This is a genomic window from Vibrio sp. ZF57 (genome assembly GCF_001691235.1).
Classification (GTDB): Bacteria; Pseudomonadota; Gammaproteobacteria; order Enterobacterales; family Vibrionaceae; genus Vibrio; species Vibrio crassostreae_C.
This window is the reverse complement of sequence record NZ_MAKD01000040.1, coordinates 134,660-148,047: the sequence shown is the minus strand read 5'-3', so window position 1 is coordinate 148,047 and position 13,388 is coordinate 134,660. Positions and strand designations below refer to the sequence as shown.

Annotated in this window: 10 protein-coding genes; 3 read left to right on the top strand and 7 right to left on the bottom strand. The window is 45.3% G+C overall.

The window, feature by feature from the left end; translation table 11 throughout:
- The first annotated feature begins 470 nt into the window (after positions 1-470).
- Positions 471-1,778, top strand: coding sequence for a TolC family outer membrane protein (locus A6D97_RS04550; RefSeq protein ID WP_065583903.1), 1,308 nt, complete (start codon positions 471-473; stop codon positions 1,776-1,778).
- The gene (locus tag A6D97_RS04545; RefSeq protein WP_010441482.1) at positions 1,778-2,389 is read left to right on the top strand and encodes an OmpA family protein; all 612 of its coding nucleotides are present in this window, start codon (positions 1,778-1,780) and stop codon (positions 2,387-2,389) included. The genes A6D97_RS04550 and A6D97_RS04545 overlap by 1 nt, the downstream gene beginning before the upstream one ends.
- 275 nt (positions 2,390-2,664) lie before the next feature.
- Here the strand turns inward: A6D97_RS04545 and nhaA are convergent, their stop codons facing one another.
- The 5 genes from nhaA to A6D97_RS04520 all read right to left on the bottom strand — a co-directional run bounded on the left by nhaA (position 2,665) and on the right by A6D97_RS04520 (position 9,845).
- Positions 2,665-3,831: a Na+/H+ antiporter NhaA gene (nhaA, locus tag A6D97_RS04540; RefSeq protein ID WP_010441484.1), complete on the bottom strand. Its 1,167-nt coding sequence runs from the start codon at positions 3,829-3,831 to the stop codon at positions 2,665-2,667.
- Positions 3,832-4,105: 274 nt separating this feature from the next.
- A complete protein-coding gene (locus A6D97_RS04535; protein ID WP_065583902.1) occupies positions 4,106-5,254 on the bottom strand; it encodes a lipocalin-like domain-containing protein in 1,149 nt (382 codons plus the stop codon).
- Complete coding sequence (locus tag A6D97_RS04530; protein WP_065583901.1) at positions 5,244-7,697, bottom strand: ABC transporter permease; 2,454 nt, start codon at positions 7,695-7,697, stop codon at positions 5,244-5,246. The genes A6D97_RS04535 and A6D97_RS04530 overlap by 11 nt, the downstream gene beginning before the upstream one ends.
- A complete protein-coding gene (locus A6D97_RS04525) occupies positions 7,678-8,349 on the bottom strand; it encodes an ABC transporter ATP-binding protein (RefSeq protein ID WP_010441489.1) in 672 nt (223 codons plus the stop codon). The genes A6D97_RS04530 and A6D97_RS04525 overlap by 20 nt, the downstream gene beginning before the upstream one ends.
- Positions 8,350-8,471: 122 nt before the next feature.
- Entirely contained in the window at positions 8,472-9,845 is a 1,374-nt protein-coding gene (locus A6D97_RS04520; protein WP_065583900.1) for an MATE family efflux transporter, read from the bottom strand.
- A 98-nt stretch (positions 9,846-9,943) separates the two neighbouring features.
- Here A6D97_RS04520 and A6D97_RS04515 point away from each other — a divergent pair, with 98 nt between their 5' ends.
- Entirely contained in the window at positions 9,944-11,374 is a 1,431-nt protein-coding gene (locus A6D97_RS04515) for a DUF2867 domain-containing protein (protein ID WP_017065397.1), read from the top strand.
- Between the two features lie 125 nt (positions 11,375-11,499).
- Here the strand turns inward: A6D97_RS04515 and A6D97_RS04510 are convergent, their stop codons facing one another.
- Both A6D97_RS04510 and A6D97_RS04505 read right to left on the bottom strand, forming a co-directional pair.
- Positions 11,500-12,159, bottom strand: coding sequence for a DUF2913 family protein (locus A6D97_RS04510; RefSeq protein WP_017060382.1), 660 nt, complete (start codon positions 12,157-12,159; stop codon positions 11,500-11,502).
- Positions 12,159-13,376, bottom strand: a complete 1,218-nt coding sequence (locus tag A6D97_RS04505) for a Bcr/CflA family multidrug efflux MFS transporter (protein WP_065583899.1) — start codon at positions 13,374-13,376, stop codon at positions 12,159-12,161. The genes A6D97_RS04510 and A6D97_RS04505 overlap by 1 nt, the downstream gene beginning before the upstream one ends.
- Positions 13,377-13,388 lie beyond the last annotated feature (12 nt).

Genomic DNA, 13,388 nt, shown 5'->3' with positions numbered 1-13,388 from the left:
TTACTACCGTTTTTGTTTTTAGTTCCCGCTAATCCGCGATGAACCTTTTTTTTGTTTGTTGTTTAGGGTGAAACCTTACTTACCCTTCTTCACAGCTACAACTACAAACTAAACAGCGCGATCGATTCTTTTTATATTGTCATTTTTTACTAAAAATCGAACTACCACGCTTGGCACATTGCTATCACTGAGATACGTATTTCAAACAACCTCCTAACCAACGTTTACCAATCTCTGCCCAAGCCGAATTCTAGCCTTGCATTTATTTTCAACACATCTACTCGAAGCTTGCCACCTGTCACAACTGGTAAATTAATCAATAGCGATAGAGACTTACATTCGAAATAAAGCCAACAAACTTAGCAATTTCTAGCAGATGTCCTAAGCTTCGTTTAATACCCTTCTCAATTAAGTAGTTAAACGCTAGTTGGGAGGAGGAGGGAGCTTTTAAAAGTAGAAGGAGACCTACTTTGAGACTGTTTAAATTACCCATCATCTGTTGCTTAGCTATTGCAACCCCACTCTCTGCTCAGACTTTAGAACAGGCTGTTGCCATTACCTTGGCTACCAATCCTGAGATAAAAAGTATTTTTAATGAGTTTGTGAGTGTACAAAAACGAAACGATGCCGCAGGTGGTGCTTATAGGCCGAGTATCGATCTTGATGCTGGTATTGGCTATGAAGGCATAAACCCTGTGCCAAACAACGGTCCTGATACCGATCTCACACGAAAGGAAGCCACCATATCCCTCACTCAGTTGTTGTGGGATGGTTCGTCGACTCTCAATGATATTGATCGTACTGCCGCAGAAGCAGAATCGGTTCGTTTGCAATTGCTCGCGGATGCCGAAGACAAAGCGCTAGAGGTCACACAGATCTACTTAGACGCAGTCAAAGCAACTGAAGTTTTAGCCCTTTCGGAAAGTAACCTCGCTATCCACAAGAAAATCTATAAAGACATCAAAAAGCGTGCAGTCTCAGGCATAGGCTCAACCGCAGATGTATCTCAGGTAGAAGCAAGGATTGCAAAAGCTCACGGCAACTTATTAGCCGCACAGAACAACCTAATTGATACCCACACCCAATTTAGAAGAATAGTGGGTCAAGAACCGCTTGGCTTAGTCTACCCAAGAGCCGATATTTCTATGATTCCTCTGTCATTATCAGACGCGCTTGTTGATGCTCTGGACCAACACCCAGTCATCAAAGTCGCGACTGCAGATGTCGATTCAGCGCACTTCCAGTACAAACAATCAAAAGGGGTTAACTACCCGACGTTCTCTATCGAGGCATCTCAATCATGGCGCGATGATGCGGGAGGCGATGAAGGTTCGAGCCAAGAGACGTTGGCAATGTTAAGAATGCGATACAACCTCTACAACGGTGGTACCGATAGTGCTAATTCAGAAGCTGCAGCTTACCAACTTAATAAAGCGAAGGATCTAAGAGATCGTGCTTATCGACAAGTGGAAGAAGGCCTTCGCCTATCTTGGAGTGCATTGGATCTGACGTTGCAACAAAAGAACTTCTTATCTGATCACGTGGATTCGGCGTCAGAAACCGTTATCGCTTATGAGAAACAATATCGAATCGGCAAACGTACACTCCTTGACCTGCTTAACACTGAAAACGAATTGTTTGAAGCCCGTAAAGATTACTTAGATGCGCATTACTCTGAACAGTACGCTAAATACCGTGTAATGAACGCGACAGGCTCTCTATTGAACGCTCTACTGGTCGACATTCCAGACGAGTGGACAACGGCCGTGGAGTATTAATGATGAAAATACCTTACTTATTGCTTTCCGCATTAACGATAACGCTATGTGCATGCTCTAGCCAAAATGAAGAGCCCTATATAGAAACGCCAGAAGCGGAGCAAATTTCAGACCTGCAAGACGATGATAATGATGGGGTGGTCAATGCACGAGATACCTGCCCAAGTACACCTAGAGCGTCATTAGTTGATAATGAAGGTTGTGGCGAGACTATACGCTCAGAAGAAATCAGACAGCTGAACATCCTTTTCGCCAATGACTCTTATGAAGTTAACCCTATCTTCTCAGATCAAATCACTACCATGGCTGAGTTCTTAGAAACCTACCAAAGTGCATCGATAGAAATTCAAGGTTACGCCAGTAAAGTCGGCGCGAGTGAATACAACTTAGAGTTATCAAAGAAGCGCGCTCACCACGTTGAAGATGAATTATTGTCGAATGGTATAGACCCGAGCCGAGTAAGAGTTGTCGGTTACGGTGAAAACCGCTTAGAGAGCGATGGCAACGATGCTACTTCTCATGCACTGAACCGTCGAGTAACAGCAACGGTTGTCGGGCTGAATGAGCAGATCGTCGAGGAGTGGACCATATTTACCACGCTAGAAAAATAACATGACACTGTCACTCTGGTCATCCAAAACGATCCGCAATTCATGCCGATCAAAATAATGAGTTGAATCTAGGAGTTTTAGATCATCAATAACTAACCAAACTAAAAATACTAGCAGTTAGGATCAATAAAGCCGAGATAGGAAACCCTATCACGGCTTTTTTGTTCTTTGCTGTCACATGAATCGGGGAGGATGATTCTGTGACTCGTCTTGCTACTCAGAAGTTAGCTTGTTAATCAGTGAATAGGCTCGCCGTTAAACGAGCCTACCGCTGATTATAGTTTTACTTCTTGTTGCTTTGCTGTTTTCGGTAAAGAAACGCTTAGCAGGAAGTAACCTAGAATTGCAGCTGTTGTAGATCCCATCAGGATGCCTAGTCGAGCTAGTGTGTCAAACTCTACATTCGTTGGGCCAAATGCTAGTGATGAAATAAAGATAGACATTGTAAAACCAATACCACACAGGACAGATACTGCGAAGATGTTCATAAAGTTCACACCTTCAGGGAGCTTAGCAACACCCAATTTCACCGCACCCCAGCTGAATGCAAAGATACCAAGAGGCTTACCAATCAATAGACCCATAGCGATACCAAGCGGTAGCATACCTGTTAGGCTTGAGATTGAGATACCTTCCAATGAAATACCTGCGTTTGCAAAAGCAAAGACTGGCAAGATTGCAAAAGCGACGTATGGGTGCAGAGCATGTTCTAGATGCTTCAGCGGAGAATGTTCACCTTTATTGCCTTTCAGTGGGATAGCAAAACCAATCACTACACCAGCCAGCGTTGCATGAACACCAGACTTCAATACTGCAAACCACAGAATTGCACCAACAATGAGATACACACTCAGCTTAGTTACATGCTTGTTGTTTAGCATGAACAACACACCAGTCGCGATGAAGCCAACTGTAAGTGCAAGTGTTGATAGGTCGCCTGAGTAGAACAGAGCAATGATAACAACAACACCTAGGTCATCGATAATTGCCAGTGCTAGCAGGAATACCTTCAAGCTTACCGGTACACGGTTACCAAGAAGAGCCATGATACCCAATGCGAATGCGATATCAGTCGCTGCTGGGATAGCCCAACCTTGAAGCGCTTCAGGGTTACTTGAGTTAAATAGCACGTAAATAAGTGCAGGAGCTAACATACCACCCACAGCTGCGATAGCTGGGAAGATTGCTGTCTCTTTAGACTTTAATGCGCCTTCTAAAAGTTCGCGCTTAACTTCTAAGCCGATTAGAAGGAAGAAGACAGCCATTAAGCCATCGTTAATCCAGTGAGACACAGACATACCAAGAACGTAACTGTGAAGTACACCTTGGTACATTTCGTTCAGTGGTGAGTTTGCTACAAACATTGCGATCGCCGCAGCGATGACTAGTATGATGCCGCCAGCAGATTCCATTTTAAAGAAGTCACGGATGACGTCGGTCATGATTTCGCCCTTATATTTATTATTTAAATAAACGAATAACAAAGAATAACCACGAGTTTATATCCAAGTTTAATTGATAGATAATCACTTCTTCGGATGTTTAACTTCGGTTTTTCCTACAAATACTAAACAATACGTCGTATATACCATAATGTTGTTATGCACCATGAATTAAGTATAGATGAGATCATCGAACCTGTATGCACAATTCATTGGGGGACGCTAAAAGGCGCAGGCATAAAAAAGGCTATCAAATTATAGCCTTAGGTGTTTTTTAGTAGCCAGTTAACTGCATAAAGCCTGTCGCTTCATGACTCCCGCTCGCCTTAATCGGCCCTTCCCAATATGGTATGACAAATGGAAGCCACATATCCCTGCGTATAATACGCGTTGTGAGGTTGATATCATGCTTAGGGACGTTAATGATCCACTGCAAAGGCATCCGTCTTCCATTCATCAACGTTGTATTTTGCAATGGTTGAATGGAAATGTCGGATTCCGTTAATTGGTAAACTTTGCCTGAGCGCGTTGCTAATGTCCCGAATATGTAAGGCAACTGTTGGTTATGACGATAGCGGTTAATGCTCAGCGCTGTGCCGTCATCGAGGTTAAATACAAACCAATCCCAACCTTGTTGGCCCACTCCAAGTAAGCCACTGCCCCACTCTTTATGTACCCACGCAGTTCCTTCCACTTCCTTGGTAACGCCGTCTAGGTTCAACACACCACTCAACGATAAAAATGGAGCGCTGAAGTTATAAGACGCGACAGGTAATAAGTCGTGCTTTTTCTGATAACCGTTATCGCCGTTGAACACATAGGGCCCTTTTGCAATGGTGTCGAGTTCAAGTCCAAACGTGTCTGTTTGCACTTGAAGGCGTCCTGGGAATGGGGTGTTGCCGAGTGCACGCCAGTTCCAGTTATCAATCCAAAGCCTGAATGGACGATTAGTCATTCCCGCTTGGCCAATGCCGCCACGAGCCATGCGCTGTTCTTTCCATACTTTGGACTTAGAAGAGACCACTACATTTGAGATATAGACTTGAGGGCTTTGCCACCCTGGTGTTTCACGTTCGTCCGTTGCGATACGGAAAAAGCTCCACTGGACCGAATAGTCTTTACCATCATCACCTTTCAAAGATGCAAAGTAATGCCACCACTCGTGCTGAAACTCTGGGTGGAACTTAAAATCTTGTGGTAGCGAAACATTACGGTCTGGCAAAACAGGTTCGAACACATTGAAGTGTTCATTAACCAATATTGAGTTAACTTCATTCACGTCCTTTTCACCAGGATCGATGAAATAGGAGTAATAACCCCAAACACTTAAAAAGATGCCGAAGAAACTGATTAATAGCAGAGAAGACAGAATTCGTTGTCTTAACTTAGTTGAAGTATTCCGTAAAAACATACTAAAGCGCATCCCTCAGTGACTTCATCGGAGTGTTCCGAATCATTCTCATCACTGGTAAAGCACCAGCTAGCATCAATGCTGCCATGGCCCATGCAAATGTCTGCAAATAGTCCCAAGGAATCACTTGTAACTCAAGTGACCACCCAAAAGACTGCTTTATCACGATATCAACAATTAGGCTCGCTAGCGCTAATCCGAGCGGAATCGCAATTAAGGAGGAAATAAGCCCGAACACAAACAGCTGCAAACTACCTGTCAGGATCAGTTCTTTCGCCGAGACACCCAAACAGCGCTGCAAGGAAATATGCCTTTGGCGAGATACTTCACCCGCAACCGTCGCGAAGAAGATACCGAAGACGGCGATAACCAAGGTGATATTGCCTAGTGTATCTGCAATCGCGAACGTTCTATCAAACACCCGCATCGCTTGACTGTGAATATTGTTATTATCGAAAACACGCTCAGAACCAAGCCTGAATACACTTTCTAATCGGTTGCGAAGCCCTAGTGAATTCACATCGTCTTTGAGTATTACGCCAAGGCCGACATTTCCCCGCCCTGCAAACCCATACAGCCAATTTCGATGCGACATCATGACTTGATGGTAAGGGTTACCGTAATCGTAATAGACACCGACAACCTGCCAACCAGAGCCGAGACTGTCATAGAGGTCGATGTAGTCGCCAGGGCGAATCCCCAGCTTGAGAGACATCGATTCACTGATCAACACACCTTTAGAGTGATGTAAGTGATACCAGTAATTCGGAATACCTAATTTGATCGTCAGCGCTTCTAGTTCGCCTTCAGAAGGGCCTGTACTGACCACCTGAATACTACCGACTGGAGACGCAACATCTTTCTCCCAACGCCACCAAACCGAATCCACTTCAGGTTGGTCAGATAACCAATTACTCATACGAGCAGCGGCATTGTTGGTTGGGTAGATATAAAGATCGGCTGCCAAACGCTGTGTTAGCCATTTATCAGTGGTATCTCTAAAGCTACCGACCATGGTTTCTACACCAATATTGGCTGTTAAGGCCAACATAAAGGCCATCGTCGCCACGCCACGGTAACTCATACTGGAGGCTGCATCAGCAAAGAACCAGCGAGCACGAACCCAGCGCAACGAATAAGAGAGGCTGTTAAATAACTTCCACATCAAAAACGGGGTAAATAGCGCCACACTGATCAGCATTAGCGCGATAATCGCAAAACCCGTCTCTTGAGTCTGAGGGGCTTGATACACGGCGACAGCGGCAACCAAGAAACCACAGCCAATCAATGCTTGCCAAGTAAACTCCGTACCCGCAAAGCGCATCAAAGATAAGCGAGAGGTCAAACGAATCGGTTGTGATCTAAGCAAGCGCACCAATGGCCAAGCGCACGCTAAAAACGCACCAAGTAACGCCATCAATAAGCTGTAGCCGCTCCATTGCCAATTCCAGTCGATCGTTAAGCCAACGTTGGCGTCGTATAAGTCGCCTAAGCTTGAAGATACCGCTGGTAACAATTGGTTGGCTAACATGACACCGAATAAATTACCGCAGATCCAGCTCAGTACGACCAATATCAACAATTCTAAGCAAAGCGCTTTAGCCAATTGCCAGCCCGATACACCTGTTTGTCTTAAGATTCCGACTAACGGTTGGCGCTGAATAAATGACAACGACATCGCTTGATAGAAAATAAATAAACCAACCACAAACGACAGCATACCCATCGCTTTTAGGTTTAAGTGGAACGCACTGGTCAGCGACTCAAGCTCTGCCTTAGAGCTACGAGAGATCGTCAAACCATTAGGTAACATATTTTTAAGACGTTCAAACTTCTCAGTGGGCATGTCTGAACAAGCAATCACTGAAAGCCCAGCACTGCGTTTAAGCATTCGGAGCAAGGAGATATCCGCAATCAACCTTGTACCATTAATCATATTATTTTGATCAACAACCACAGGACCAAGTTCAGAACCATCCATCAAAGGGATGTAATCGCCGTTGTGCCATTCCATGTGTTCAGCAAGATCATCACTGACAAGGATTGGATATGGTGGCTTCATGAGATTCAAAGCGGTGAGATCTTTTAACGCTATACCAGGTTGTAGCTGAAGCATAGAAACAGGATCTATACCGACAACCATGAAGTTTGCGCCATTTTCATCAGTGATACGATGGTGATCAAGAGGAGAACACTGTTGAAAACCTTCACGGCGAAGTTGGATATAAAAACCTTGCGGGATTTTATTAGCGTTGTGTTTTGGTCGAATACGATAAGGAAGAGGATTCGAAAAAAGTTTCTCGCCATGCGCATAGCTTTGCTTGGCGTGTTGGTTGATGGCAGTAACACCAACCAAAAGTGATACGCCAAGGGTTAAACCAAGCCATACCAAAATAATCTGAAGTGGGTAACGTCGATAGTGACCGAGTAGTGCCTTAACTACGGGCCATGACATGCAGTTGCCCTCCTTGTAGACGGATACGACCATCCATATGGAGCGCTACTTTTTCACTGTGCGTCACCAATAACAAGGTACACTCTAACTGACGAGCCAAAGAAGTAAGCAAACGCATTACCGCTTCCGCATTACGTTCATCTAAGCTTCCTGTTGGTTCATCGGCCAACAAAATTTTAGGTTCCATATACAAAGCACGAGCAATTGCCGCACGTTGTTGTTGGCCACCAGACGCCTCTTCAGGATAACGCCCCAGTAAAGGCATAAGGTCTAAAGCAGAAAGAATTTGTCTCCAGAGTCCTTTATCTTCTGGTAAACCCTTTAATTGACGGCAAAAGCGAATGTTATCGGCAATATTAAGCGTTGGCAGTAAGTTGAATTGCTGGAAGATATGGCCAATATTATTTCGGCGATAAGCAGTACGATCACGTTCAGTGGAGGCGTGCATGTTGAAATGAGGAAAAGCAATTTCACCTGAGTCTGCTAGGTCTAAACCCGCGATAAGATTCAATAATGTACTTTTCCCTGAACCGCTTTCTCCCATTAATGCGAGTTGATCGCCTTGGTTTAATGTTAACTCAGCACCTTGCAAAACAGGGTGGAACTCCCCCCCGTCGACATAGCCTTTACATAGGTCTGACAGCTTTAACATTAAACAGCTCACATTAGTTAGAATTTGGAAGGAGAATCTACACTAATTCCCTGTTATGAGGAAGTATTTTGAAAGATAGATCACACGCCAACGAGAAAGTCATTAGATTGATGCGCCTCACTTCAACTTCCTATTAAGTTCTTAATCCATTTTCTTGTTTTCATTCGATAGAGCGAACCGCCCCACTTTATGACTTCTTCGGTAAGAAACAGTAAATACACCCATTCAGGCGGGAACTTGAAATAAATAGCAGCGATCGCGGCCAATGGAATGCCAATCACCCACTGAGCGATTAAGTCTTGATAGAGGCAGAACTTAACATCACCACCCGCTCTCAATACACCTACAATCACTGTCATTGGGATAGAACGGATAACAATTCCGACACTTAAAATGAGAATAAACTTCTCTGAGAGCGCTCTGGTTTCTTCAGTCAACGCGCTGAACGCATTAAGTATTGGTACTTGCACAAAATAAAGGAAGACCGCCACAACAATACTGGTCAAGAAACACAAAATGGTTAGGCCGAGAGCTTGATAGTAAACCGCTTCATTATTCTTTGCGCCAAGTTGATTCCCGACCAAAACAGAAGCTGCATTCGACATGCCAATCAATAGACTCAACGAGATAGACTCAACCGGCGTCATTACTGACAGTGCCGCCAAACCTTGTACACCTGATTGCCCCATGATTGCGTGGTAAGCAAACAAACCACCCGCCCATGCTAAGAAGTTAAACGTGGTCGGCAGAGACAGCTTCAAGAAGCGAACCACCTTATCAATCGAAGCTGCCGCTTTAATATCGCAAAACTTAAATGCTAATAAATGCTTAGAGAAATAGAGATAACCAAACAAAGTCGCGACTTCAATCGCGCCACTCAGTACCGTCGCAATCGCCGCACCTTTGATTCCAAGCGCAGGAAAGCCTAAGTTACCGAAGATCAGCACCCAGTTTAAGAACACGTTAGACAGGATGCCGATACCGCTGAAAAATGTACTTAGCCCGGGTTTGTGCATCGCTCTCAAACCCACAGCCATACTGCTGACACACGATACCGCTAGCATGCTAAATGACGTAATTACGATGTATTCAACGCCTAAGTTGATGACCTCTTGAGAGTCGGTCGTCACGCCCATGATTTGTCCAGGAAATGAAACGAAAAACGCGATAGTCAGTAAAGCAAACAGTGTCGACACCAGCCACGTCAGCGCAGTGCTTTCTCTCACACCTTGTCTGTTACCCGCGCCCCAATATTGAGCAGTAAGAAGAGCACCGCCCGTGGTAACACCCACCAGCATAATGGTCGTCACGAACATCGCTCGGCTCGCCACCCCCACAGCTGCGATGTCTGCTTCGCCAAGTTGGCCCAACATCAATACATCCACCAAGCCTCGGCTTGAAAACATAATGCTCTGCAAGGTGATGGGCAGTGCAATCGCAATAAGCCTGCGAACAAAATCACCTCGTGTGTGATGAATAATTGAAGAGAGCAACATAGAGAGATACCTAAACGGAACGTATTGATGAATAAAGATAAATATCGCGCTATTATATCAATGTTCGGTTTTTAACCACAGATATAAATGGAGTAACAATGAAGAAAGTACTGGTTTTAGGCGCTTCTGGATATGTTGGTTCGCAACTCCTCCCTCTCCTGCTTGAGCAAGGCTATCAAGTCACGGCAGCAGCAAGGCATATCGACTATTTAAAGGCACGGACCGAGCCTCACGAAAGCTTATCGCTTGAGTATCTTGATCTGGCCGATCAAGCTGCGACACAAGCCTTAGTCCCCGACTTTGATCTTATCTTCTTTCTCGTCCATGGCATGGCGGAAGGCCACGACTTTATCGATTATGAGCTGAACTTAGCCCGTAACTTTGTTTCTGCTCTTGGGCCAAAGAATCAACACGTCATCTACCTGAGTTCTTTACAGCCTCAGACTGGTGATTCAGAGCACCTTCAAGCGAGAAAGAAAACCGGCGAATTGCTTCGTAAAGGGCCTGTACCCGTTACCGAACTTCAAGCTGGCGTGATCATTGGCCCAGGATCTGCGGCATTCGAGATCATGCGAGATTTCGTGTACAACTTGCCGATTATGATTGCGCCAAAATGGGTTGACTCTAAAGCCAACCCGATTGCTTTGCAGAACCTGAACCACTATTTACTAAAACTCGCACAAGACACGCCTAGCGAAAGCCAAACCTTTGAGGTTGGCGGGCCGGATATTGTCTCTTACCGAAACCAATTTGCTCATATTGCTAAAACCGCCGATCGTCCACTCAAACTATGGGCGACATCGCTACTGACACCAAAGATTGCTTCATATTGGTTAGGTGTGGTGACTTCTGTACCGTCTAACATAGGTAGAGCACTGCTTGCAGGCTTAAAGCACGACTTCATCGCCAGTTCGACCATCATTAGAGAAAAGTACCCTCAGAAGCTTATCTCGTTCGAAAATATGGTTGAACAAGCCATTCACGCTGAAGGAAACTTTGTCAAAAGCAATGTATGGGGCTTTGATAAAACCGCATTCAAACGCTGGCAAGCTGGGTATGGCTATTACCCGAAGAAAACAGGCGCAAGTATCACCTCAAGCGCTTCATTGGAATCGCTTTGGCATGTTGCTCAGCAAATCGGAAGCCCGAAGCAAGGTTACTTCTTTGCTAACACTTTATGGCGCACACGCGAATGGTTGGATGTTCTTTTCGGTGGCGGTGTACCGGTTCGACAAATGCCAGAAGGGCCCAACCTAAAAGTCGGTGACAAAATCGATTCATGGAAGGTCATTCGCTGTGAAGAGAATCAGTTTTTATCCCTGCTTTTCGGTATGAAAGGCCCCGGTTTAGGGCGACTCGAGATTACCGTCTCTGACCACGGTGACTCTCGCGAGCTGAACATTTCAGCGTGGTGGCACCCTAAAGGCTTTCTAGGGTTACTGTATTGGTTTGCTATGATGCCAGCCCACCTGTTTATTTTTAAAGGCATGGTGAAGGCAATTGAGAAGCAGGCTAAAGAACAGGATTAAAAGCAGATGCGAGATTCGGGTAACGGGATGCGAAAAGACTTAACAGCAAATTAGCGACACGCGCTATGAGAGACAAAAAAGAGCGGATAATTCCGCTCTTCGTATCTCTCATCTCGAATCCGCTATTAGCCGATAACGCTAATTGGGATCTCAGCCAGTTGGTTGCCTTGGTTAGCAGGGTAAACGATGTATTCACCGTGATACTTCACCGCAGACTTATAGTCCGTTACTTTGTGAAGCATGAAGCCCGCTTCCATCGCCGCTTGGATGAACTCAGCATGGTTGCCACGAACAAACCAGTTCATTGGCTTAACCATCAACTCCCCGTCGAAAGAGTCGTCACACTGTTTACCGCATAAAGCAAAAGAGTGCTCGCCATCGGTGAAGAATTGAATCTTGCCGCCAGTCGTTAGCTCGTCTTCACTCGATACGCTCCAACCCATCTCGTACATTTTGTCCATGAACGCTTCAACATCACTGTCTTTTAGCGTTTTAGGCTCTTCGCCTTCAGGGAAAAAACGTCCGTAAAACGCAGAAATACGTTTAAAGGTAAAAGTTAAATCAGAGTTGTTGCCTTTTGAGCGACCCTGTTTCTGCCAGCGAACTAAGTCAGGCACAATCACGCGATCATAAGCTTGAGATTTAATCGCTTTTGTTACCCAACGAACAAGATAAAGGTTGTTCGCGATAGGTGCGTCGATCGCTTTACCAGACTTATGCAGAGCATACAGCTCGCCCAGCGCATCGTTCACTAACTTCTGAATTTCAATATAGTATTTTGACATTATGCCTTCTTTCCTAATGTCCAATATAGTAATGCTGACAGTATTGCACATGCTGCCATCATCATAGCCATTGGCCCTGCAGTGTCACTTGGTAGCATAGCAACAATTGCCCCCACTACAGAACCAGTACCAAATCTTAATGTGCCTGCAAGCGAAGAAGCTGTGCCGGCCATATTCGGGTATCCGCTTAAAAGCAGTGCCATTGAGTTACTACCAATGGTAGACAGTGTGCCGATAAACAGCATCACGCATGGCACAATACCCCACAAACCGATATCTAACATCCAACCGACTAACAGACCTAAGCCCGCAAACAGTTGAATGGTTAAACCGACTCTGAGCATAGCGTGAGAGCCCACTTTCTTAACGATTCGACCGTTGATGCTCGTCATCAAGATCATAGCAACAATATTCAAGCCGAACAGGTAGCCAAACAGATCAGGGCGAACGCCATAGATATCGATGTAAACGAATGAACCTGCCGTTAAGAACGCAAACATCCCTGAAAATGAGAATGCACCAGAGAAAATCAGGCCCATCGCCGTTGGGTTCTTACACAGTCGAGCATAGTTACGAATCGTTGTTTTAAAGCGCAATGGTTGTCGGTTTTCTGCAGGAAGCGTTTCTGGGATCTTCATCGATACCGCCAGAATCACGATCACCGCAAAAATAGCCAGAACCCAGAAAATTGAACGCCAACCGAACCACAACGCTAAGTAACCGCCAATCATCGGAGCAACCAATGGCGCAACTGTCATCACCAAAGTAACGAAAGACATGGTTCTTGCGAAATCTTCACGATCGAACATATCTCTTACCACCGCTTGGATGATAACGGCCGCCGCAGCACCAGCAAAACCTTGAGCGGTACGGATGTAAGTCAGCGCTTCAATGCCATGAGTTGTCGCACTCACCATAGAAGCGATAGCAAACAAGAACACACCAATAAGCAGTACAGGCTTGCGACCATAGCTATCCGCCAACGGGCCATGCAGCAACTGCCCCAGCGCGAAACCTGCGGTATAGGCTGTTAGCGTGATTTGTACCTCACCCGCCGTCACACCAAGATCTTTAGCAATGGTCGGCATCGCTGGCAGATACATATCAATGGCTAGCGGAGTAAGTGCACCAATCGCACCTAGAATCAAAAACAGCACTAAGCCTAATTGAGGTGTTTCTAGTTGGGAGCTTTGGCTCTGTGAGGTCGATGTTTGCATGGTTCTCCGAAT

What these genes read in the sequence shown, in the direction of transcription:
- A6D97_RS04545 (WP_010441482.1), top strand. Translation starts at nt 1,778, where the DNA reads ATGATGAAAATACCTTACTTATTGCTTTCCGCATTAACGATAACGCTA.
- nhaA (WP_010441484.1), bottom strand. Translation starts at nt 3,831, where the DNA reads ATGACCGACGTCATCCGTGACTTCTTTAAAATGGAATCTGCTGGCGGC.
- A6D97_RS04535 (WP_065583902.1), bottom strand. Translation starts at nt 5,254, where the DNA reads ATGCGCTTTAGTATGTTTTTACGGAATACTTCAACTAAGTTAAGACAA.
- A6D97_RS04530 (WP_065583901.1), bottom strand. Translation starts at nt 7,697, where the DNA reads ATGTCATGGCCCGTAGTTAAGGCACTACTCGGTCACTATCGACGTTAC.
- A6D97_RS04525 (WP_010441489.1), bottom strand. Translation starts at nt 8,349, where the DNA reads ATGTTAAAGCTGTCAGACCTATGTAAAGGCTATGTCGACGGGGGGGAG.
- A6D97_RS04520 (WP_065583900.1), bottom strand. Translation starts at nt 9,845, where the DNA reads ATGTTGCTCTCTTCAATTATTCATCACACACGAGGTGATTTTGTTCGC.
- A6D97_RS04515 (WP_017065397.1), top strand. Translation starts at nt 9,944, where the DNA reads ATGAAGAAAGTACTGGTTTTAGGCGCTTCTGGATATGTTGGTTCGCAA.
- A6D97_RS04510 (WP_017060382.1), bottom strand. Translation starts at nt 12,159, where the DNA reads ATGTCAAAATACTATATTGAAATTCAGAAGTTAGTGAACGATGCGCTG.
- A6D97_RS04505 (WP_065583899.1), bottom strand. Translation starts at nt 13,376, where the DNA reads ATGCAAACATCGACCTCACAGAGCCAAAGCTCCCAACTAGAAACACCT.